We start from the raw sequence: 22,851 nt of genomic DNA, 5'->3' as shown, positions 1-22,851 counted from the left end.
TGCTTTTTTGCGTCCATTTCATCTTTGCTGAAAGCCAAAGGAGTGTGGAATTGATCACGATGAGTAAGAAAAACCTCATTCTTGCTGCTCTGGATGCGGATTATACCGAGCGGCTCGCGGACTATATTCGCCATTCGCCATTCGGGGAGAGTTGGCAGTTAACTGTATTTACGAATCCGGCAGCTTTGCTTCGATTTATCCGCGGAGGCTACGCTGTTGATTTGCTTGTTGCTGATGTGGAGCTGTTAGGCGAGCTTGGCAGCTTGCCGACAGGATTGCCGGTTGCTGCGCTTGTGGATGGAGGCGGTGGGGGGGTGACTGGTTACGTGCATGAAATCGCGAGGATTCAGCCGCTGCCGCAGTTGTTGCAAGCTTTAGCCGCTGCATTCGCAGCATACGGCGGCACTGTTGTTCAGCATCGGAGCATGGCCTCGGAGGGAGAGGACGCGGCTGTCGTTACGGTTTATTCGGCTTCCGGCGGTATCGGGAAGACGACGCTTGCTCTGCAGCTTTGCAAGCAGGCTGCTATCTCAGGAGCGCGAGTCTTCTATTTGAACCTGGAGCAGTGGAACTCCTGGGTGCTGGGAGAGGAAGTGGATGGCAGCGAGGATATGGCGCAGCTGCTCTATTTGGTTCAAACCGAGCCAGAGCGAGCTGCCACGCAGCTTATTGCGCTGCGCAAACGCCATGTGGCGTTAGGTGTTGATTACATCGCGCCATGTGGAAACGCAGATGAACGGTTGTCGCTGACAGCCGAGCATGTTAAGAAACTGCTCGAAGCTATTAAGGCGACCGGCGATTATGACGTGATTGTCGCTGATTTGGATAGTCGGATGGACTCCATGCATATTGGCGTATTTGAAGCTAGCCAGCATGTGTTGTGGCTTGTCTCGCGGCAACCAGTCAGCATTCGGAAAATGGAGGTGGCTAAGTCGTATGGCGAGCAGAAGTACGGAGATGCATTTCGCCAACTGCGACATAATGTTCACTTCGTGCAGGTTGGGAGCAGAGGAGAGCTCCCTTACGTGCCGGAGCTGGCCGATAGTGATGGCGGTGGCGCGGATTGGTTTGAATTAGGAGCTGGAACCTCGGCCTATCGAGGAGCGGTTGAAGCATTGGCTTGCCGGCTTGGGATATCAGGAGGAGGCGAGCGTCCTGGACGAAGCAACAATTCTGCTACTCAAGGAGCAAATACGCGGCCAGCTTGAGCTTGGCAGCGCGATGTCGGATGAGGCGCTCAGGAGTCGTATTGAACGGACGGTGTTCCAGTGGTGCCGGGATCATCCAATGACGGCAGCGGAGAAAGCAGTAGTCGTCCACCGATTATTTCATGCTTTTCGTGGATTGGATTTGCTTCAACCGTTGATGGATGACCCATCAATCTCAGAAATCATGATTAATGGCCATGAGGAACTATTCGTGGAACGCGCCGGGCAACTTAGTCGGTTGCCCACGGCTTTCGAGAGCAAGGAGCGGCTGGAGGATCTCATTCAAACGGTAGTCGCAGCGGTGAACCGAGTGGTGAATGAATCTTCACCAATCGTTGATGCGCGGCTGAAGGACGGCTCGCGGGTGCATATCGTGTTGCCGCCTATTGCGCTGAAAGGACCGACGATGACCATTCGGAAGTTTCCCGAGAAGCCGCTGTTGATGAGTGATCTGATTGCACGAGAAGCACTTTCAGAAGAAGCAGCTAATCTGCTCGAGAAGCTGGTCAAGGCGAAGTACAACATATTTATTAGCGGCGGAACCGGCTCAGGCAAGACGACTTTTCTTAACGCATTGTCGCAGTTCATCCCTGCGGATGAACGAATTGTAACGATTGAGGATGCGGCAGAGCTGCAAATACGGTCGGTTCCGAATCTCGTTTCTTTAGAGACACGAAACGCCAACACGGAAGGGAAAGGAGCAATCTCGATGAGGGAGCTCATTCGAGCGTCTCTTCGAATGCGGCCGAACCGAATAATCGTAGGTGAGGTACGGGGAGGGGAGTGCATGGATATGCTGCAAGCGATGAACACCGGACATGACGGTTCACTATCCACTGGTCATAGTAACAGCGCACGGGATATGACGGCGCGACTTGAGACGATGGCTTTGAGCGGCGCGGACCTGCCAATCGGAGTCATTCGGCAGCAGATTAGTTCGGCTATTGATATTATTGTCCATCTCGCGCGGCTCCGTGACCGTTCCCGGAGAGTAACTGAAATATGCGAAGTGACCGGTGTATCTGGCGGTGAAGTCATGATTGAGCCAATCTATCAGTTCATTGAAGAGGAAGAATCTGAAGGACGAATCATTGGCGAGCTGAGACGAACGGCTCATCGGCTGCAGAGGATCTGGAAGCTTCGGATGGCAGGGATGGGTGCGGTAGCGGAGCGTGAGGGTGCTTGAAGAGAGCGGCACATGTACAGAACAGGTGGGATGGTTGGCTGTGTTGGTTAGGCTATCCAGCAAGCTCAGAGGACGATGAGCATCGTTCGAGTGTTGCTGGAGGAACAGATCATCTGCCCCGTTACGATCAATATCGTTTAACGAGACGTGAATTTCATATCGCGGCAGGTGCCGGTTACTTGATTGTATTTGCATCAACGTATCTGTTCTACCACTCATTGATTGCAGCAGCTGTGCTTGGTGTTGTTGGCATTATTGCTCCGCGTTTTCACAGGCAATCACTTCTCTCGCGGCGAAGGCTGCGGCTGTCGGTACAGTTTAAAGAAGCTCTGTATGCTATCGCTGCTTCACTTGCAGCCGGCAGATCTGTAGAGAACGCATTTGTCACGGCACATGCGGACCTGCGGCTGCTTTACCCAAACCCGCGAACCGACATTCTCGTCGAATTCGAAATTATTGAAGCTCGGATGGCAGTCGGCGAATCACTTGAGCAAGCGCTGCTTGATTTCAGCAGTCGTGCTTGCGTGGACGATATTGCACAATTCGCTGATGTCTTTGCGACCTGCAAACGGTCCGGCGGAGACCTGGTTGAAGTGATACGCCGAACTTCGCAGACGATTGGGGAGAAGCTGGACATTCAGCAGGATATTGCTGTGATGATCGCGCAGAAGCGATTCGAATCTCGTATTATGATGGCTGTTCCGTTCGTGTTTCTTGCTTTCATGAGCTTTGCCGCTCCGGATTATATGGCTCCGCTCTATGGCGGAATTGGTTATGTTCTTCTAACTGCGGCACTTCTGCTGCTTGGTCTGTGCTACGCACTCATGATCAGGATAATGAATATTCGCATGTAATAACTAAGCATGGAGCGAAGGAGGTTGGTTCTGTTGGTTCTATCCATTGCTCTCGGCAGTGTGCTCTCTGTAGTGTGGCTTGCGGCTGTACTGTACTGTGAACGGCAAGGTCGTGTCGGAGAATATGGATATGGCCGCTCCAAAGAACCGATCGACCGTTTGGTTAGAGTGCCTTTCCTATTTATGCTGCAACGATCGGGTATTCTGGACCGAATTGGAACGTTCACAGCAAGTTTGCACAGTAAGCTAATCATCCTTCACGGCGGTAGCTGGTCGGTTCATTCAACGAATGACTATATCGCGGTAGTGGCTGCTGCCGGATACGGCTCCGTTTGCGGAGCGGCTTGGCTGAGCGCTCTAAGTGGTGAGCAAGCGCTGCTGTATATCGGGCTGCTGCTCGGGATCGTTATACCCGCGGCAAAGTGGAGGGATGCCTCAGGAAAGGTCGAGAAGCGCAGACAGGATATGCTGCTACTGCTGCCTGAGGTGATGAATAAGCTCATGCTGCTTATTGGAGCGGGTGAGAACATTCAGCGGGCACTGCTTCGCTGTGCGCAACGGGCAGATGAGAAGACGAATCAACCGCTGCTCATTGAACTGCGCAAGATGAATGAAGCGGTGCGCAACGGAGAATCGTTCGCAGCAGCTTTGGAGCTGTTCAGCAGGCGATGTGCGGTGCAGGAGGTGTCGCTCTTTACAACGACACTGCTGCTCAATTACAGGCGCGGAGGGGATAAGCTCGCGCTCTCTTTGAAAGAGCTCTCGTATTCGATTTGGGAGAAACGCAAAGCAGTGGCGCGGGCGCGCGGCGAAGAAGCATCGTCGAAGCTGGTGTTCCCGCTGGTCGGTATTTTCTTTATTCTAATGGCGCTCGTCGCATCGCCGGCGATTCTATTAATAAGGTAATTCATCTATGAGAAGGAGTGTATGCACGATGAACCAAGTAGGACAAGCCATACAACGATTTTGGAAGGAAGAAGAAGGGATAGGCACGTTAGAGATCGTGCTCATTATTGCGGTCATAATTATTTTGGCGCTGCTGTTTAAGGATTGGATTATTGAGCTAATGAAGAACTTGATGGGCGACGCGGATGACAAAGCGAATGAGATCTTCAACTAAATGGTGTGCTTGGCGGCGGGAAATGCTGGAACGGGAAGATGGCTTCTTTGCGCTGGAGGCGAGTATGGTCTTTCCTTCGATATTTATTGCGCTCCTAGCGTTGCTGCTGCTCAGCATGTATACCTACCAGCATGTCCTCCTCTATAAGAATGCTTCGCTTGCCGCAGAACGGACAGCTTTTCGCTATGATAACAGCTACCGAGATGCAGTAAGCGGGATGGGGGCGACAGGGCAATATGACAGATTGTACTGGCGGATGGCGGACAACGGCGCATTGCATTCACTATTTAATAGTGGTGGAGCTCAGGCAAGTGAAGGCGAGCATATGACTGTGCAGATCGAGCCGTCCAAGCAGCCACCACGAATTGAGGATGGTTCAATTCAGCTCACAGAACGCAAGCTCATGGTTGGAGCAGGATTCGTAAGGGTGCCGCTTGCCGGCGAAATCTCGGTAACCGGGATGCTGGAGAAAGAAGTTGTGGTGAAGCTGCGTCATCCTATGTCCATTCCCATATTGGATCTGTTAGTAGGGAGTTCGGAGCCTCAAACAGCGAGTAGTGCGGTTGTTGTGGATCCGGTGGAGCTAATCAGAAATGTCGATTTGGTGCGTTATTATGCTAATCGATTTAGTGGGTCAGAGCATGAAAGCGAGAAAGAACAGGCGCGAAAGATACTGGATGAGCGCGGTCGGTAGAGGGTAGTCGGTAAAGAAGAAGTAGAACGAATCATAAAGGAGGACGGTGGGCGGTGGCAGCATGGAGCGATTATATGGTTGTGCGTTTCTGGAGGCGGGAAGATGGCTCGGTTAGCTTGTATTTGATTGTCTCGACTGCGGCGATGCTGCTGCTCACTTCCTTGCTAATTGATTTTGCGAGAATCGCTGCTTTTGAGAGGCAGGCTGAGCTTGCCGGACAATCCGGCATTCGTTCGGCATTGTCCGCATATGATGCTGGATTGTATGAGCAATATGGCTTGTTTGGTACCGGCGGAACTGATCGGGAGGAGTTGTTCAATCATGCAGCAGAGCATAATTGGACGGCGGAGGCAGCTGATAGCTTCAGATTGCTGGATATGAAGACAGAAGCCTCTCATGTGGATAGCTATGAAGTGCTTGGCAATCATGCGGTATTTAAGCGGCAGGTGTTGGAGGAGATGAAGTATAAGGCGCCAATCGACTTTACGCTTGAGATCGCATCGAAGTTTGCGCCAATAGCCGGCGCAATGAAAGAAGCATCGAACTCCGTAGAGTTGCTGGGGCAAGTACGGCAGTTATATGAGGAGCGGGAGAAGCGGCTTGATGAAGTGCTGACTCTGCAGAATCAATCCGCAGCCGCAGCTTCGATGCGGCTGCCAACTCTGATCTCATCTACGGGGTCATCCATTGTTAACGGCTACGGGAATTATGTTCGTTGGAGGAACGAGGATGCATCCTTGGAGGAGGGTGAAGAGCCGGTACACCAGGCAGAGATCGCCGCGTATGTGAACAAGGCTTCGACGGGCTCGACCTCTATTGCTACGAGCAGCAGTCAGGTGCTTAGCCTTCATCGCGAGTATGAGCAGCGAGCGCAGGCTGCTTTGCTAGATGCGAAGCAGTATAACGCTTCGATTCAAGCGACGGCTGACAGGTTCAACGCATCCCAAGAAGGTGGAGGCTACGACCGTATAAACCAGATAGAACTGGCAGGTCATGAGCCGGTTTCAATAACTTCGGCTGATCTGAATGATCTTCAGCAGACAAGAGGTGCTGTCTCGGAGTTGGTGCTAGACGAAGGGTGGTTCGAATCTTATGAGGAGGAACTGCAGGAGCAAACAACGGCTATTCAGCGTGTGAGCAATCAGGCTGCAGCATTCAAAGCATCGGTTGGCTCAGCGCTAGCAAGGCAAGGGTCAGCTTCATCCTCTTCGATGAAGCTCGCGCTTCAAAGCATGCAGAGTTCTTATAAAGAGTACGAGCAGCACTACGGTGCGAGTGGCTCGATCATCCAGTCAAGAGAGTCGGAGCGCTTGAAGCGCCAAGCGAGCGACGGGGAGCGAAAGGCGAATGAGGCGGCTGCAAACAGCAAGCTTGGTGATGCCAAGCGTCTCTTAGATCAAATGAGATCTGCTCCGGACCAAGAAGAGAACCGCAAAGAGTTTCAACAAGTGAAGCAGCGGATGGAGGCCAACTTAAAATTTAATCTAGCTGCGCAGCCAGAAGTTCCTGGAAATGAGCCGCTTGGAGGGGAAACCGGTGAGACGGTACGGCAGTCGATGAGCAAGGTGGAGAAGATCTATAGCGGCATGGCGGATCTGCTTGAAGATGTACGCGATCCGCTCTATATCAACGAGTATGTGGCGCATCGATTCCAAGCTTTTGATCCTAAGCAGTTCACGCTTAGCGGTGGTCAGCAAGGAGGGGAGACATTCTCCCAAGCGCTATCTCTTCGGAATCAAGAAGTGGAGTATATACTTTATGGATTTCATGAGCCGGCATCGAATGTAGCGGCTGCTTACGGCGAGCTGTTTGCACTAAGGCTTGCCGTGCGGACGATGGAAGGCTTCATCGCATGCCGTGCACTTGGGCATCCGCTGCTAGTGCTCTCCGCTGCGGTTCTATACGGCACCCAGAAAGCGCTGGGTGATATGGCAGCTCTTAGCCAGAAGGGAAGCATCCCGTTATCCAAATACGCGCCAGCGGAGCTTAGCTATTTGGAATATTTGCGGCTATTTCTCATTATGCACGGCGTCAGCGAGTCTCGAATCGCAAGAATCATCGCAGTTATTGAGCAGAACACAAATACCGATCTGTCCCTAGTCTCTACTGGATTGACAGGCGAGCTGACGGCATCTGTGAATCTCTGGTTTCTGCCGGGGCTCATGAGAAGCTTCACAGCGAGCGGCATTCTGAATGGAAAGGTGAAGGGGAATCGGTATGAAACGACCCGCACCATCGGTTGGTCCTATGGTTAAGCGGCGGCGAGGCGAAGACGGGAGCATAAGTCTGGAAGCTTCGCTCATTATGCCGATTGTGCTCATGGTGTTCATTTTCCTGATCTGTTTCATACGGCTCGGTATGGTACAGATGGCGCTGCATGGCGCCGTATCGCAAACGGTGAGAGAAGCTGCGGCGAACATTCATCCTGTGGAGCTTGCTATGGAGAAGTTTACTTCGAGCGATGATACCGGCGGAGAATCAGAAGTAGAAGAAGAGAACTCGCATTCTACTAAAGCTTTGGCGGAGCTGCCTGGAGTAGGTATTGTTGCTGATAAGCTGGAGAGCTGGCTTCCGCCGCCATCCGGAGCGCTTCTTGCGGCTGTGCTGCGTGGAGATTGGAAGCCCGTCCAGGACGCAGCTGCAACAGAGATTGGCCGCTCCGTAGTCGAGCCGCTATTGAAACGAGCTGCGGATTCATCGGTGCTCGAACCGGAGCAGCTTCAGCTAAGCAAGCTGTCGCTGCCGGATTTGAAGAGCAAGCAAGACGCTTACTTACTGGTCGAAGCTTCTTATAGCTTCAAGTTGGGATTCCCTTTCACGAAGAAGGCAATTGTGCTCAAGGAACAAGCGGAGGAGCGGGTATGGGTCAGCGATCCCGTTCCGTCTCTATCAGGCACTTCGAATACCGCAGGACTTACGGACCCGATTCAAATCTTACTTGTAGAGCCTACTCCCGCTCGACCAGGCAATAAAGCAAGAGTAGTCGTGCAGACGACACCGGGTAGAAGCCTATCCATTGAAGTGCTCTATAAGAGTGGCAGAAGCGTTGCGAAGCATCTCGGCAATACGAACGCAGGTGATGATGGTATGGCGGAGTGGACTTGGCTTGTTTCGGGAAACACGACACCGGGTATATGGGAAATCGTTGTTACCTCCAGTAATGGGGGCAAAGCGGCGAGACATTTTGTCGTAGAGAAGAAGTGAAGCGGACTCATAATTGATGAAAGAACAGAGGGATTACGTATGGGAGGCATATTTGTAAGCTCGATGGTTGTGCTGCTCGTTACCGCTGCATTCGTCAGCGATATAAGGACGATGCGCATTCCAAATGGACTGACCGTTTCGTTCTTTGGAGCAGGCGTGCTGTATCACTTGATTGCAGAAGGGGGCGCTGGAGCGGGTTATGCATTGCTAGGCGGTCTAGCGGGATTGCTGCCACTGCTTGTTTTATATGCGCTGCGCGGCATCGGCGCAGGTGACGTGAAGTTTTTTGCAGCTTTGGGAGCAGTAATTGGTGCGGTGGATGTGCTCTATGTCTTGATGAATTCGATCCTGTACGCCGGGTTGTTCGGCGTGATGGTGCTTGCTTTCAACCGAACAATAGGGAGAAAAGTGATAGTAGGCATCGTATCCGTGCTCGTAACGAGCAAGACGGAAGGAACGCGGTTTCCCTTTATGATCGCGGTCGTGCCTGGCGTAATAACGGCATGGTATTTCATACCTGCCTAGCTAAGAGAGGAGGGACTAGCAATGCTAATGGATGAGCTAAAGACTGATTTTGCCATAAAACGCGGCAATGAATTGATTGTCGATTTGGAATCCGGAATAACGAGAGATCGGCTAGACCAACTGGAAATTCAGATGCTGCAGAGCCAGCGCATTCCGATGCTGCTTCCTGTGGAATGGATAGATATGGATGGCCAAATCACATTCAGATATCTATTCACGGGTAAGAAAATCTTGATGCACCGGCTTCAGATGCAGCAGCTAACGATGCAGGAATTTTACACGGTAATGCTCGCGATTGTTGAAGCGCTCGACGACTGCAGACATTACATGCTGAGAGCGGACAATTTCCTGTTGCATGAGCAATATATCTTCATAGGCGACAGCTGGGAGGATATTTCGCTCGTGTATGTGCCGCTGCGGGGCGAGCGAATGGTTACGTCAGCGGGAGAAGCAGTGCTTGCGATGGCGGTTCGTTTCGTCAGCGTCATTGATCAGCCTGATGGAGCGGGACTTCAACGAGTGTTCCAGCATTTGCGGGATGAGTATGTTTCGTGGACAGGCCTTCGGCAGACGCTCTTATCGCTGCTTGGCGACGATTATCGGGCTATGCGTTCCGGACAATTGGAGGTAGCTGCTGCATATGATTCAGTTCGTGCGCAGAAGCGTCAGACTGTTAAAGAAGCGGAACGGAGCGAACCCTTCCATAGCGTTCAGACGACGGTTAATCAAGTATGGGCTGTGCGAGCCCATTTGCCTGAAGAGCTTGGGAACGAGCTGCCGTTGCCGATGGCAGATCAACTCCCGGAATCCGAGCAAACAGGAACATCCGCAAACCGAACAAAGTGGATCGTAGGAGCCATCTTCGTGCTCGTGAATGGCTTGATCTGGCGCTATCTTTATATGGCGGCGCCATCCCGCACAAGCTTGCTCATGAGCAGCGGATTGACTGTGCTCGCGATTGCCGTACTGCTCGTCTTTCGTCAGAAGAAAAGCAACCATGTTAATGAGAATGAGTCAGGATGGTCCCAGAAGAGCGAATGGATGGAGGAAGACAGCTTCACGCCTGACTCTCGACTTCTTGGCAAGCTGACATATAAGTCGTCGACAGTACAGAAACAATTAACGCCAACACAGCAGCACTTGGCTAATATGGAGGTTGCTGGATCAGGCATCGAAACTCCACTCGTATCGGAGCGATTGTCTTTCACTAAACAGTCGCATGAGTTGGAGAATAACGCTGCGAATCAACCGATCTACCAGCAGCCTGCATCTCGTGACGCGACGGTGTTGCTGGGTGGCGGGCAAAGAGAAAGTGTCGACGGAGGAGTTGAAGCTGATGATGGTGCTTCCTCCTGGCTCGAACGCCAATCGGATGCTGGGGCGGAGAGGATAAAGCTTACGCAGCTGCATTTTATTATCGGGAGGCTGGCGGAAGGCGTCCAATATGCTGACTCCTCGTATGGGATTTCGAGAGCTCATCTTGAGCTTATCAACAGCAAGGGGAGCTGGTCAGCCAAGGATATGGGCTCCCGCAATGGCAGTACATTAAATGGGAATACGATGATCCCATATAAGCCATATGCGCTGAATGACAATGACTTGGTTCAGCTGGCAGGCGTGAAAGGTCCGAAATATATTTTTCGAGCCAATAGCCATTAATTCAAACAAACGGAGTGCAAGCTCGGCGCCGGGTTGGGGAGTTCGTAATAGGGTTCGCCCATACAATTACTACCAATAGTTGCATGGACGATGATTACAGCTGAGAGTATAATGGAAAAGTAATGAATGCGGTTACATTTGAGGATTTCACCATGAATACGCGCAAACTTCCTTTAGAAGGAATGATGCTATTTTGAACCGTACATGGCTTCGAAGAATGATATGGTCCTATTTGCCGATCTTCTTTATTATGTTTTCCTTTCTCTTCTTTGTCTTCTTTCAGACGCTAGCCGAGCAAAATAACCGGAATACGAAAGAAGCCAGTAAGGTATTCGTTGGCCAGCTGCTTCAAACGGTCGACGTCAGCTTAAAGTCGCTGGACACGATGATGATTCGTGAGCTGGTATCCAGCAAGCTGCTCAGCGATTTCTTCCTGGCAAGCGGTAATGATAACGTGTTTCTGAACTATCAGGTCGTCAATCGAATGCAGCAAATGCAATACGAAATGTCGATCATTGATTCCTACTATTTGGTACGGTTCAAAGACGGTATCGTCTTCAATGGGAAGACGACGAAGATAGACGATTTCAAAGACATTGCGTTCATTCGTAGTGAGCAGAACAGCAAAGGAAGTCACACCTCTACTTGGAGCTCCATTCGACCGTATCAAGAACTGGTCGCTCAGAAGCCTAAGAGCGTTATTAGTCTCGTTCACCGAGTTTCCGTTGGGAGTGGTGCAGACGGACTTATCGTTGTGAATGTTAATGCGGCATCGCTTCGTGTGATGATTAAAGATATGTACAATACAGACCAAGCGTTTGTCCAGTTGTATGATCGCAGCAGACAGCCGTTGTTCGCGCAAGATGGAGCGAACACATCTGGTAAGGTTCTGGCGAGTCAGACGTCTCCATATTCTGGGTGGACGGTCGAGAGCGGCGTGGTGCATGGCAAGGTCGTTAACCTGATCTCGAATTTATCAAGTATATGGCTCGTGCTGGGACTTATTATTTTCTTAGCTGGCAGTGTCTCCATTGTTTATATCACTCGTAAGAACTATAAGCCGATTGAAGAGCTCGTATTTCGGATTCAAGATCAATTTGGATCGGGAAAGCCGACGCTGGGGAGGCTTGCGGTGGACGAGTTTACGTTCATCGAAACGGCGATCAATAACTTTGCCGAGCAGACCAAGCTGTTTCGCAAGGAAGCCGAAGCGTCTGCTATCAGCAAGCGAAAGACCGTCTTTATGGAATTGCTGCAGTTCGATAGAGTTGTGCAGGCGGAAGCTATTGACCTGACGACGCTGCCCCAGCACGATAAGCAGCGGGTTCTCGTCATCGAGATCGATCAACCGGAGCAAGTATTCAATCAGTATAAAAGCCGCGACCAGTCTTTATTCAAGTTCGTTATCAGCAGCGCAACCCATGAATTGTACACGCAACATGGCATTCCGATCTGGCTGGAGTGGACATCCTCCCTGCAACTGACAGGCATCTTGTTTTTACCGGATTGCTTACATGTTGAGGCAGAAACAATCTGCGAGCGTATTAACGGATGGATTCATCAGCATTTAGCTTTCACGGTAACGATTGGTCTGGGGGAAGTTCATGCAGGTGCTGAACTGGCGGGAGTGTCAAATAAACAGGCGTTGGAGGCACTAACGTTCAAGGCAGCGCTTGGGCACAATCGGGTCATTCAATACAGCGAAACGCAGCAGGCGGCAACGATGAAAGCGACCAATACACACTTGCAGGCGATTCACCGGCTTATTCAGCAGTTGCGCCTTCATGAAGAGAACTGGCGGGAGAGTTTCGACGCGATGTTCAATGGTATGCGAAGCTGCTGCTTGCCGAAGAATGAAATCTCCGAGCTATGCCGCTATTTGGTTGCACATATGGATCTTCAGCTGTCGCAGGCCTCGAAGGATTACTACGACGTTTGGAAGTCCGAAACATCAGCATCCCTGCGCCAAATCATAGATGAGTTCGATACGCTGGATGAGCTGCAAAGACTATGCTACGCGGCGTTGCAATCGTATGCCGATCAGATGGGGCAATTGTACAGCGGACGCCTGCATCATCTACTCTTGCAAGATGTTAGAGCCTATATAGGTCTACACTACTCTTATCCGGAGCTGTCGCTCGATTACTTGGCAGACAAATTCGGAATAAGCGCCAAATACATTAGCCAGTTGTTTAAAGAAGAGTTTGGCGAGAATTTCCTTGATTACTTGTCGCAGCTGCGAATTTCCGAAGCGAAGAAGCTGCTGCTCGAACAGCCGGATTCGATTCAGGAAGTCGGCGAGCACGTCGGCTACTTGAATGCGGCAACATTCAGACGCGTCTTTCGCAAAGTTGAAGGCATATCGCCAGTCGATTTCCGTAAACGCCATGCCATGTAATAAACAAAGGACCGCTCCCAAGCAGAAGAGCTGCTTGGGAGCGGTCTTTTTCTATGTATATAGGCTTAATTGGAAAGTTGAGCGCTGGCGGAAAGTTGAGCGGCGAACGCCGGAAATCCAGTAATGGCGCGGCTTTAGAAAATTGATCATCAGCCGGATTAGTGGTTGTTGTCGGCTATGTCCTGTGTCCATTATCGTTGAAAGCAATCAAGGTCAACTTCAAATAAGGGATGTGAGTGAAAGCATGTCTTCATCGACAGGAGTAATCGAAAGGGAGAAACCAGAAGCCCGCGTCAATGGCAGCTTGCTCCTGCTGAAGGATCGGGGCAAACGCATTAAGCGGCATTGGCAGCTCTATCTGCTTGTTCTGCTCCCGCTAGCGTATTTGGTTATTTTCAAATATATCCCGATGTATGGCGCTCAAATCGCTTTTCGGGATTTCAGTCCGGTACGAGGCATCCTCGGAAGCGAATGGGTCGGTTTAGCCAATTTCAACACATTCTTTAAGTCGCCGAATTTCTGGATGCTGATTAAGAACACGCTTATCATTAGCTCTTATTCGTTGCTCGTCGGCTTTCCGGCTCCGATCATTCTGGCGCTTGCGCTCAACGAGGTGCGGAGCATGCGCTTCAAACGGTTCGTTCAAATGGTGACGTTCGCGCCATACTTCATTTCGACGATCGTTATGGTGTCCATGATCATTCTGTTTCTATCTCCCAGACTTGGATTTATCGATCATATCCTGAGCGCATTTGGCATGGAAGCTGTTAACTTCATGGGCGTTCCGAGCTACTTCAGCAGCATCTTCGTATGGTCGAACGTATGGCAAGGCATCGGTTATGGTGCGGTCATCTATTTGGCGGCTCTGTCCGGGATTAATACCGATTTGTATGAAGCGGCCAGAGTTGACGGGGCGTCACGCATCCAGAAGGTTTGGCATATCGATATTCCCGGCATCATGCCTGCCGCGACGATTTTGCTCATATTGAACGTCGGACAGATCATGAACGTCGGCTTTGAGAAGATCTATTTAATGCAAAATCCTCTCAACACAAGCACTTCCGAGGTTATTTCAACCTACGTGTACAAGATCGGTCTGCTCGGCGCAAACTTCAGTTTCTCTGCTGCAGTCGATTTGTTTAATTCGGTCATCAATCTCATTCTGCTGCTCAGCGTCAACTATTTTGCTAGGCGCGTGTCCGAAAGCAGCTTATGGTAGGAGGTGTTCAAAGGTGGCGCGTACAAACGTTATTCGGGAATCAGCCTCAGACAAGCTATTTTTGACGCTGGTCTATGTTTTCTTGACGATTATCCTGCTGGCTGTGCTTTATCCGCTCATCTATATCCTGAGTTCATCCTTCAGTTCGCCCCAAGCGGTGATTAGCGGGAGAGTGTGGCTATTGCCGGTGGACTTCAGCTTAGCTGGCTATAAAGCGATCTTCTCTAATCCGATGATCATGACGGGCTATGGCAACTCGCTCTTCTATACGGTGTTCGGGGTCCTGATCAATGTATCCTTGACCATCATGCTAGCTTACCCGATCTCCAAATCTACCTTCTACGGTCGACATATCATCATGGTCATTCTAATTATTACGATGATGTTCAGCGGCGGTCTGATTCCATACTATCTGACTGTGAAGAACCTTGGCATATTGGACACGAGATGGGCGATGCTGCTTCCCGGCGCAATGGCGGTCTGGCAGGTTATTATTGCCCGAACCTTCTTTCAGTCCAGTATTCCTAAGGAGCTCGGGGAAGCCGCGGAGCTCGACGGATGCACAGACATCGGCTTCTTATGGCGGGTCGTCTTGCCATTATCCAAACCGATTCTGGCTGTGCTTGTGCTCATGTATGCGGTCGGGCATTGGAATGCCTACTTCGAAGCGCTGATATTCTTGAAATCACAAGATCTGTTCCCGCTTCAGATTGTGCTGCGGAACATTCTCATTCTGAATTCCATTGACTCCAGCATGATGGTGGACGCCAACAAAATGGCCGCGATGCAGGGTCTGCGTGATTTGCTTAAGTTCTCGCTTATCGTTGTCGCAACAGTGCCAATACTCGCCATTTATCCTTTCGTACAGAAATATTTTGTCCAAGGCATTCTGATCGGTTCTTTGAAAGGATAGCCGATGCTTACTCGGTTATGGAGGTGAAGCAAGCACAATAAACGTTAGGAATCATGCGCGGGAAGAATGAAGCGTGTTAAGATGAATATCATTGAGGAGGCGTCTGCTTTGAAGATGACCAAAAGTTCGAAAGTGCTAGCTTTACTAGTCATGATCGCTTTACTCATCACAGCAACGGCATGCGGAAGCAATGGCGATAATGGCGGCAATTCCAGCAATACTAGCGATAGCAGCAATAAAGGATCGAACGAGGGTTCGGGCGATAAGGTCGATACCGGAAAAACGGTCACGCTCAATACATTCATCAGCGTTTCGCCGAAGATCGAGGACATTACGACGAATGAAGTAACGAAGTATACGGAGAACAAGCTCAATATAAAGTTCAAGTTTGATGCAACGCCAAGCGCCAACGCAAAGGACAAGAAAAAGCTGATTCTGGCGAGCGGCGATTATCCGGCTATCTTCCTCTCGGGGGATTTCACGCAGGCGGAGCAAATCGATTACGGTAAGCAGGGCATCCTCACGCCGCTCAACGATTTGATCGACAAATATGGCGATGAAATCAAGCGTGCGTTCAACGAGGATAAGGATCTGAAGGATGCGATTACTGCGCCGGACGGCAACATTTATTCGCTGCCACATATTAATGATTGCTTCCACTGCTGGTATTCGCAGAAGCTCTGGATTAACAAGGCGTGGCTGGATAAGCTGAGTCTCCAAATGCCAACGACAACGGAAGAATATTACGAGGTGCTGAAAGCATTCAAGACAAAGGACCCGAACGGCAACGGCAAAGCGGATGAGATTCCGCTGACCGGCGCATTCAACACCTGGCACGCGATTCCTTCCAATTTCTTAATGAACGGCTTTATTTATGATAATGACGAAGATTTCTTCTACTTGAAGGATGGTAAAGTGCAACTGTCGGCTAATCAGCCAGAGTGGCGCAACGGTCTAACTTACATTAACAAGCTCTTCAGCGAAGGCTTGATCGATAAAGAATCATTCACGCAAAATATCGATCAAATGGCGCAAGTGGGCAACAAAGAAGGTGACAATGTTGTCGGCAGCGTCACTGCAGGCCACATTGGCATGGCATTCAGCTTGGCAGATGGACAGACTCGCCATAAGGATTATGTAACGGTACCGCCGCTTAAAGGTCCTGAGGGTGTCGCATATTCAGGTTACTATAAAGCTTATGGTAACGGGCAGTTCGCCATTACGAATAAGGCTTCAGAAGAAGAAGCCATTGCAGCGATCAAGATGGCCGATTACATGTATTCCGAAGAGTATGCCATCATGAACGAATATGGTCTTGAAGGGAACTACTGGAACAAGGCGCCAGAAGGCGAGAAGGATGTTCACGGCAATCCTGCCAAATACAGCCTGAATCCAAAATATTGGGACTCGACGGCGACGACATTCAACGATACTTGGGATCAAATGGGCATCACGAGACGGACACGCGAGATTCGCGAGTCTTGGACGGCACCAGCGGATATGTTCTCTCAACAAGGTTATGAGTTCCGACTCTTCACCGAAACAGCGAATAACTACGAGAACAAGCAGCCGGAAGAGACGTTCCCGCTCACGATCTTCATGGATGAGAACGACGCGAAGGAAACGATCATGCTGCGTACGCAGATCAATGAATACATTCGCTCCAACATGGCGCAGTTCGTTACGGGCTCCAAGAAGCTGACGGATGCCGAATGGGACAGCTATGTGAAGGGCTTTGACGGCTTGAACTTGACCCATTATCTAGATATCTATCAAAAAGCATACGATAGTAAGAAGAAATAAAAAGAATAAGAAGAACTAAGAAGAATTAAGGAAACAACAAACAGCCATGCGAACAAGGAGATCATCTCATCTCCTATGTCACATGGCTGTTTTCTTCGAACCGGATTAACGCCTTCCAAACAACTGCTCGAAGGCCTTCTCGGTAGTGGGGAAATTGAACACGAAGCCGTTATCCAACGCTTTGCGAGGTACAGCGCGAGTGCCTTCCAGGAGCAGCATGGATAGCTCGCCAAGCGCTGCTTTCAGCGGGAAAGCAGGGACGGGGAACCAGTGCGGTCTTCCTGCTGCTTTGCCTATTGCCCGGCCGAAAGCGTCATTCGTGACTGGCTCCGGAGCGCAAGCATTGACGGGACCTGACACATCTGGATGATCGAGGCAGAAGAGAATGAGGCGCGTCATGTCGTCCTCGTGAATCCAAGGAATCCACTGCTTGCCGCTGCCCATGCGGCCGCCGATGCCGAGCTTGTAAGGAAGCACCATCTTGGGGAAGGCGCCGCCCTCCATGCCAAGCACAAGTCCGATCCGCAGCTTCACGAGCCGAGGGACCCCAATACGGTCAACCGCCGCTTCCCATTTATCTACGATCGTGGCGAGAAAATCTGCAATGCGAGCCGGGCTCGCTTCATCAGCCGCAGCCTCGTCAGGCGCGCTATTGCCATAGATGGAGATGCCTGACGCGTTTACAACGACGCGAGGCTTCACATCCACAGCCGCGACGAATTGCTCGATGGCCTTCGCTGCATCAAGCCTCGATTGCAGAATGGCGTGCTTGCCTTCCTTGGTCCATCTGCGATTGATAGACTCGCCTGCCAGATTCACGATGGCATCGATGCCTTCGAGCTTCTTCGGATTGTCCGCAAGCTCTTTCCAGCTCATGAGATGTAGCCCTGGCTTAGTTGACTGTTTGCTGCTCGACCGAGTAATAATCCACACTTCATCACCCCGTTCGAGAAGCGCCTTTACTACATGGCTTCCAACATAGCCCGTACCGCCGCTAACCGCAACCTTCATCCGTTCTCTCCTCCTCCGCTATGTACAACAAAAGCCGCCAAGCTGGCGGCTTCTATTTATTGAGCAAGTGCTGATAAGGCGTGTAGTCGATCTGCTCCTTCTCGAGGAACGTAATCAAGCTGCGGTAATCCCGTTTCGGCGTTGCCCGGATATACCCTTCAATACAGTGGTTGCGAGCCACTTCACTGGCTCCGCCTTCAACAGCAACCTGCGCAATCTTAGCAGCGATCGAATGTCTCGCAATGTCGCGGAACGCGCTTGGAACCGGAGAAACGAGCTGGTCCAGGAAGCTCTTCGCGTCTTCCGTCCACATGCCACGGCTTCGCTCTACCCAGTAGTTCTGCCAATCAAGCTTCGACTTGCCGTCGCGCATCGGAAGCACTTTAAGAAATTTGCGGAACATGAAGTATCCGCCGATGGACATAAAGCCAATCATGACAAATGCCCAGAACATAATGAAATACATAAACCAATTCGGTGCCATCCGCCGTCTTCACCTCTGACTGCTACAATAAAATTGCTTTCATTATAAGCTAATTTTGCATACGCTCGCAACAAAGGAGGCAATTGTTGAACCTAGATTTATTTGAATATTCCTTGTAAAATAGGAAGGACAAGCATTTTTGTGAGATTCTGCGAGATTCATTGTTTTAATGCATGTGATTTTTGCTGAAACTGATAGAGAAGCAAAAAACACTAAAGGAGCGGACTAGTCCATGTTAAAAATTGGTTCACACGTTTCATTTTCGGATAAAGGCTTGCTTACTGCAACGAACGAAGCTGTTTCCTACGGCTCAAACACCTTCATGATTTATACGGGAGCTCCGCAGAACACTCGCCGCAAACCGATTGAAGACTTATATATTCCAGATGGCAGAATCGCTATGGGCGAAGCTAATATCGACGAAATCGTCGTTCATGCCCCTTACATCGTTAATCTCGGTTCGTATAAAGACGACACATTCGAGCTGGCGGTTCGCTTCCTGCAAGAGGAAATTCGCCGCACAGACGCGATCGGCGTACGCAATATCGTACTTCACCCAGGCGCTTACACAGACAAGGACGCAGAGTACGGCATCGCTCGTATCGCGGAAGGTCTGAACGAAGTGCTGAATGGCACGAAAGAAACGAATGTTAACATCGCTCTTGAAACGATGGCTGGCAAAGGCACGGAGATCGGTCGCAGCTTCGATGAGATCGCAGCAATCATTGATAAAGTAAGCGCTAATGAGCGCCTTACCGTATGTATGGATACTTGCCACATGCACGATGCCGGTTATGATCTCGTCGATGATCTTGACGGCGTGCTGAAGCAGTTCGACAGCATCGTTGGATTAGACCGCGTAGCCGTTGTTCACGTGAACGACAGCAAGAACCCGCGTGGCGCAGGGAAAGACCGCCATGCACCAATCGGCGCTGGCTGGATTGGTCATGATGCGATCCGCAACATCGTTCATCATGAAGCGCTCAAAGGTCGTCCGTTCATTCTTGAGACGCCTTGGATCGGCCAGAATGACAAGACGCAGCGTCCGATGTACGAAGCTGAGATTGCTCTGCTTCGCGGCGATGCACATACGCGCTTTGGTGGCGAGTTCATGGAAGACGTGGAGCGTCTGCATCACTTCTTCAATAAACAAGACATCAGTCACCGCGACTACGTACTCTCGGTATGGGATGTGCTTAAGAACGATGCGAAAGCGAAGAAGGCGGATCCTCGCGAGCCGATGGATCGTCTCTACGAACTCGTTGCTGAGCACCGCGTCCTGCCGGAGATTTCCGAAGAAGGTATCAACCAGCGGATTACAGCTTGGTTTGCGGGCAAAACATTACTCGTTAATGCATAAATTTACTACCTATTTTCGTCCATGGAAGGAAGACTAATTCTATATGCAAAACATTCATCAGCCTGGGCAATCCGCGCAGCGTCCGGATAAACGCCATCGTGCGAGAATGCTCATCTCTTGTCCGGATCGCCCGGGAATCGTAGCTGCCGTTTCCCATTTCCTCTATGAGCATGGCGCTAACATTGTACAATCTGACCAGTATTCCATGGATCCTGGCGGCGGTATGTTCTTCATCCGTTTTGAATTCGATCTGAAAGATCTCGACAAAGAGCTGCCAGTCCTTCAAGAGGATTTTGCTCGTGTTGCAGACCGCTTCGAGATGAAGTGGCTTACATTCCGCGCAAGCCGCAAGAAGCGTCTCGCGATCTTTGTTTCCAAGGAAGATCACTGTCTGCTGGAGCTGCTCTGGCAGTGGCAGGCAGGTGATCTGGATGCTGAGATTGCAATGGTCATCAGCAACCATGCAGATATGCAAGGACTTGTGGAATCATTCGGCATTCCGTTCCATCACATTCCGGTAACGCCTGATACGAAGGCGGATGCGGAGAAGAAGCAGATTGAGATTGTTTCGGACAAAGCTGATCTGATTGTACTCGCGCGTTATATGCAGATTATTTCGCCGAAGTTCATCGAACAGTTCCCGAACCGAATTATTAACATTCATCATTCCTTCTTGCCAGCCTTCGTCGGCGGCAAACCTTATGCGCAAGCCTACAACCGCGGTGTCAAAATCATCGGCGCTACAGCGCACTACGTAACGGAAGAGCTCGATGGCGGCCCTATTATTGAGCAGGACGTGCAGCGTGTCAGCCACCGCGACGATGTGGATAACCTGAAGCGGATTGGCCGTACGATTGAACGTGTCGTGCTTGCCCGTGCGGTTAAATGGCATGTGGAAGACCGAATTCTCGTTCATCAGAACAAGACGGTTGTTTTTAATTAATGGTGAAGAATTGGCGTGTCTGCCCGGAGTTATCCGGCGGGCACGCTATTTTTTTTGCAGCAGGCGTGATCTTGTCGAATTTTAGCACGCTTGCCCATTCAAGGATGGAAATGCCGGATTGGTAATGGTACAATGTTTCAAAGCAAGTAGGGGCTAAACGACCTATTTTCAAAGAGATAATGTGATCAACAAGCTATGGAAGCAAGCTTATTCGGATTTAGGAGGAGTTTACGTAATGACAGTTACACAGAAGTCCATCGACCAGCTTTCCATCGACACGATCCGCACACTTGCAATCGATTCGATCGAGAAAGCCAATTCCGGACACCCGGGCATGCCAATGGGAGCTGCACCGATGGGGTACCAATTGTTTGCGAAAACAATGAAGCACAATCCGTCCAACCCAACGTGGATCAACCGCGACCGTTTCGTTCTGTCGGCAGGTCATGGTTCGATGCTGCTGTACAGCCTGCTTCACTTGTCGGGGTATGATCTTCCAATCGAAGAGCTGCAAAACTTCCGTCAATGGGGCTCCAAAACGCCGGGTCATCCGGAATTCGGCCACACAGCTGGCGTAGATGCAACGACTGGTCCACTTGGACAAGGTGTTGCTATGGCTGTTGGTATGGCAATGGCTGAAGCGCAGCTTGGCGCAACGTACAATAAACAAGATCTGAACGTGATCGATCACTATACATTCGCGATTTGCGGCGACGGCGATTTGATGGAAGGCGTAGCAAGCGAAGCAGCTTCCCTTGCAGCTCACCTGAAGCTCGGCAAGCTGGTCGTGCTTTACGATTCCAATGACATCTCGCTTGACGGCGAGCTGAACCTGTCATTCTCCGAGAACGTACAAGGTCGCTTCGAAGCTTATGGCTGGCAAGTGCTGCGCGTAGAAGACGGCAATGACTTGAACGCGCTTGGCCAAGCAGTAGCGGCAGCACAAGCAGACACAAGCAAACCGACGCTGATTGAAGTGAAAACGACAATCGGTTACGGCAGCCCGAACAAAGGCGGCAAAGGCGGCCATCTTGGTACGCACGGCAGCCCGCTCGGCGCTGAAGAGACTGTACTGACGAAGCAATTCTACGGCTGGGAGAACGAAGCATTCACAGTTCCAGCTGAAGTGCGCTCGCACTTCGCTGCAGTGAAAGACAGCGGCGAGAAAGTAAACGCGGCATGGGATGCACTGTTCGCTTCCTATAAAGCGGCATATCCAGAGCTTGCAGCTCAGTTCGAAACAGCAATCAGCGGCAATCTGCCTGAGGGCTGGGACGCGGATCTGCCTGCATACGCACCAACAGACAAAGCGCTGTCGACGCGTGTGGCTTCCGGTAACGCACTGAACGGTCTTGCGAAGAACATCCCGAACCTGATCGGCGGTTCCGCTGACCTTGAGAGCTCGACAATGACGCACCTGAAAGGCTTGCCAGTGTTCAAGCCAGGCAGCTACGAAGGCCGCAACGTATACTTCGGCGTTCGTGAGTTCGCAATGGCTGCAGCAATCAACGGTATGAGCCTGCATGGCGGCGTGAAAGTATATGGCGCAACATTCTTCGTATTCACAGACTACCTGCGTCCAGCAGTTCGTCTGTCGGCGCTGATGAAGCAGCCGGTTGTATTCGTGCTGACGCATGACAGTATCGCTGTCGGCGAAGACGGCCCTACGCATGAGCCGATCGAGCAGCTTGCTTCCCTGCGTATCATCCCGCAATTGACGACGATTCGTCCTGCGGATGCGAACGAGACATCGGCAGCATGGGCATACGCACTAGCTGATGCAGATCAGCCGGTTGCGCTCGTTCTCACGCGTCAAAACCTGCCAATCTTGGAAAGTACGGCTGAGCAAGCTCGCGAAGGCATTGCAAAAGGTGCATATGTAGTCTCAGAAGCAGCGAATGGCAAGCCGCAAGCACAGCTGATCGCAACTGGCTCCGAGGTACAGCTTGCAGTAGCAGCTCAGAAAGCTCTTGCAGCTGAAGGCATTCACGTACGCGTCATCAGCATGCCGAGCTTCGACCTGTTCGAGCGTCAGTCGAAAGAATACAAAAATTCGGTCATTCTGCCTGAAGTGAAAGCTCGTCTTGCAATCGAGATGGCTTCGCCGTTCGGTTGGGAGCGTTATGTTGGCGATCAAGGCGCTGTCCTTGGCATCAACACATTCGGCGCATCTGCTAAAGGCGACCGTGTCATTGCAGAATACGGCTTTACAGTAGAGAATGTAGTAAGCAAAGTTAAAGGCCTGCTGTAGGAGCTAGGATAACACAGCG

19 protein-coding genes are annotated in these 22,851 nt (G+C 50.9%); 17 read left to right on the top strand and 2 right to left on the bottom strand.

Features of this window, described 5'->3' with window-relative positions; all coding sequences use genetic code 11:
• The first annotated feature begins 59 nt into the window (after positions 1 to 59).
• The 14 genes from AC0YNX_RS23135 to AC0YNX_RS23070 all read left to right on the top strand — a co-directional run bounded on the left by AC0YNX_RS23135 (position 60) and on the right by AC0YNX_RS23070 (position 16,783).
• Positions 60 to 1,208, top strand: a complete 1,149-nt coding sequence (locus AC0YNX_RS23135) for a P-loop NTPase family protein (protein WP_475818075.1) — start codon at positions 60 to 62, stop codon at positions 1,206 to 1,208.
• The gene (locus tag AC0YNX_RS23130; RefSeq protein ID WP_475818074.1) at positions 1,129 to 2,394 is read left to right on the top strand and encodes a CpaF family protein; all 1,266 of its coding nucleotides are present in this window, start codon (positions 1,129 to 1,131) and stop codon (positions 2,392 to 2,394) included. Before AC0YNX_RS23135 ends, AC0YNX_RS23130 begins: the two co-directional genes overlap by 80 nt.
• Positions 2,391 to 3,248: a type II secretion system F family protein gene (locus AC0YNX_RS23125; RefSeq protein ID WP_475818073.1), complete on the top strand. Its 858-nt coding sequence runs from the start codon at positions 2,391 to 2,393 to the stop codon at positions 3,246 to 3,248. The genes AC0YNX_RS23130 and AC0YNX_RS23125 overlap by 4 nt, the downstream gene beginning before the upstream one ends.
• 33 nt (positions 3,249 to 3,281) lie before the next feature.
• Positions 3,282 to 4,154 carry a type II secretion system F family protein gene (locus AC0YNX_RS23120; RefSeq protein ID WP_475818072.1) on the top strand — a complete coding sequence of 291 codons (873 nt, stop codon included), beginning with the start codon at positions 3,282 to 3,284 and terminating at the stop codon, positions 4,152 to 4,154.
• Between the two features lie 28 nt (positions 4,155 to 4,182).
• Positions 4,183 to 4,368 (top strand): Flp1 family type IVb pilin, encoded by a 186-nt coding sequence (locus AC0YNX_RS23115; protein ID WP_475818071.1) that lies wholly within the window; start codon positions 4,183 to 4,185, stop codon positions 4,366 to 4,368.
• Positions 4,352 to 5,062 carry a hypothetical protein gene (locus AC0YNX_RS23110; RefSeq protein ID WP_475818070.1) on the top strand — a complete coding sequence of 237 codons (711 nt, stop codon included), beginning with the start codon at positions 4,352 to 4,354 and terminating at the stop codon, positions 5,060 to 5,062. The genes AC0YNX_RS23115 and AC0YNX_RS23110 overlap by 17 nt, the downstream gene beginning before the upstream one ends.
• Before the next feature lie 53 nt (positions 5,063 to 5,115).
• Positions 5,116 to 7,317 (top strand): hypothetical protein, encoded by a 2,202-nt coding sequence (locus tag AC0YNX_RS23105; RefSeq protein WP_475818069.1) that lies wholly within the window; start codon positions 5,116 to 5,118, stop codon positions 7,315 to 7,317.
• Positions 7,280 to 8,266, top strand: a complete 987-nt coding sequence (locus AC0YNX_RS23100) for a TadE/TadG family type IV pilus assembly protein (RefSeq protein WP_475818068.1) — start codon at positions 7,280 to 7,282, stop codon at positions 8,264 to 8,266. The genes AC0YNX_RS23105 and AC0YNX_RS23100 overlap by 38 nt, the downstream gene beginning before the upstream one ends.
• A gap of 39 nt (positions 8,267 to 8,305) precedes the next feature.
• Positions 8,306 to 8,791 carry an A24 family peptidase gene (locus AC0YNX_RS23095; protein WP_475818067.1) on the top strand — a complete coding sequence of 162 codons (486 nt, stop codon included), beginning with the start codon at positions 8,306 to 8,308 and terminating at the stop codon, positions 8,789 to 8,791.
• Positions 8,792 to 8,812: 21 nt separating this feature from the next.
• Positions 8,813 to 10,450: a DUF6382 domain-containing protein gene (locus AC0YNX_RS23090; protein ID WP_475818066.1), complete on the top strand. Its 1,638-nt coding sequence runs from the start codon at positions 8,813 to 8,815 to the stop codon at positions 10,448 to 10,450.
• Positions 10,451 to 10,643: 193 nt separating this feature from the next.
• A complete protein-coding gene (locus AC0YNX_RS23085) occupies positions 10,644 to 12,848 on the top strand; it encodes a helix-turn-helix domain-containing protein (RefSeq protein ID WP_475818065.1) in 2,205 nt (734 codons plus the stop codon).
• A 244-nt stretch (positions 12,849 to 13,092) separates the two neighbouring features.
• A complete protein-coding gene (locus tag AC0YNX_RS23080) occupies positions 13,093 to 14,067 on the top strand; it encodes an ABC transporter permease (RefSeq protein WP_475818064.1) in 975 nt (324 codons plus the stop codon).
• Between the two features lie 13 nt (positions 14,068 to 14,080).
• Complete coding sequence (locus tag AC0YNX_RS23075; protein WP_475818063.1) at positions 14,081 to 14,980, top strand: carbohydrate ABC transporter permease; 900 nt, start codon at positions 14,081 to 14,083, stop codon at positions 14,978 to 14,980.
• A gap of 108 nt (positions 14,981 to 15,088) precedes the next feature.
• Positions 15,089 to 16,783: a type 2 periplasmic-binding domain-containing protein gene (locus AC0YNX_RS23070; RefSeq protein WP_475818062.1), complete on the top strand. Its 1,695-nt coding sequence runs from the start codon at positions 15,089 to 15,091 to the stop codon at positions 16,781 to 16,783.
• Positions 16,784 to 16,888: 105 nt separating this feature from the next.
• On the opposite strand, the gene AC0YNX_RS23065 is transcribed toward AC0YNX_RS23070, so the two are convergent.
• Positions 16,889 to 17,794 (bottom strand): TIGR01777 family oxidoreductase, encoded by a 906-nt coding sequence (locus AC0YNX_RS23065; protein WP_475818061.1) that lies wholly within the window; start codon positions 17,792 to 17,794, stop codon positions 16,889 to 16,891.
• Positions 17,795 to 17,846: 52 nt separating this feature from the next.
• Positions 17,847 to 18,278, bottom strand: coding sequence for a DUF2621 domain-containing protein (locus AC0YNX_RS23060; RefSeq protein WP_475818060.1), 432 nt, complete (start codon positions 18,276 to 18,278; stop codon positions 17,847 to 17,849).
• A 232-nt stretch (positions 18,279 to 18,510) separates the two neighbouring features.
• On the opposite strand from AC0YNX_RS23060, the gene AC0YNX_RS23055 reads away from it, so the two are divergent.
• The 3 genes from AC0YNX_RS23055 to tkt all read left to right on the top strand — a co-directional run bounded on the left by AC0YNX_RS23055 (position 18,511) and on the right by tkt (position 22,832).
• Positions 18,511 to 19,638, top strand: coding sequence for a deoxyribonuclease IV (locus AC0YNX_RS23055; RefSeq protein WP_475818059.1), 1,128 nt, complete (start codon positions 18,511 to 18,513; stop codon positions 19,636 to 19,638).
• 43 nt (positions 19,639 to 19,681) lie between these two features.
• On the top strand, positions 19,682 to 20,581 hold the full coding sequence (gene purU / locus AC0YNX_RS23050; RefSeq protein ID WP_475818058.1) for a formyltetrahydrofolate deformylase: 900 nt from the start codon (positions 19,682 to 19,684) through the stop codon (positions 20,579 to 20,581).
• 235 nt (positions 20,582 to 20,816) lie between these two features.
• Positions 20,817 to 22,832: a transketolase gene (tkt, locus tag AC0YNX_RS23045; protein WP_475818057.1), complete on the top strand. Its 2,016-nt coding sequence runs from the start codon at positions 20,817 to 20,819 to the stop codon at positions 22,830 to 22,832.
• Positions 22,833 to 22,851: the final 19 nt, after the last annotated feature.

The organism is Paenibacillus sp. J31R98 (assembly GCF_056269245.1).
Note: the sequence above shows the minus strand (reverse complement) of the source record. Positions and strands in the feature narration are given on the sequence as shown.